This window comes from Vallitalea maricola (assembly GCF_036985595.1).
Classification (GTDB): Bacteria; Bacillota; Clostridia; order Lachnospirales; family Vallitaleaceae; genus Vallitalea; species Vallitalea maricola.
In genome coordinates this window covers 1-275 of record NZ_BTPU01000472.1, presented here as the reverse complement: position 1 = coordinate 275, position 275 = coordinate 1, and the positions used below count along the sequence as shown (strand labels likewise).

The following is a 275-nucleotide window of genomic DNA, read 5'->3' as shown; positions in this document are numbered from 1 at the left end:
GTCTTCATATATTAAAACGTATGTTTTCAAATTATCTCATCTCCTTATATTTAAAATCAGTTAGTAAACTCTACCTTTACTAATAGTGCCCACTCCAATTCTTTAGCTGTTTCTTCCATATTATCATACTCAACATAGAAGTCTCCACCTCCAGCCAAATATACCCATATCGGTATTTCTTCTTTATCATCCGTTTTTATTGATTCATTTATATTAAACGGTCCTGATGAATAATCATCATTGAATCTATCAATATATTTTGTTGATTTTATATA

The 275-nt window shown here is 28.7% G+C and carries 1 protein-coding gene; it reads right to left on the bottom strand.

Annotated elements, in window-relative coordinates:
* Window positions 1-56: 56 nt before the first annotated feature.
* Window positions 57-275, bottom strand: a 219-nt coding sequence (locus AACQ14_RS24670) for a hypothetical protein (protein WP_339366164.1), incomplete at its 5' end; no start/stop codon positions are given.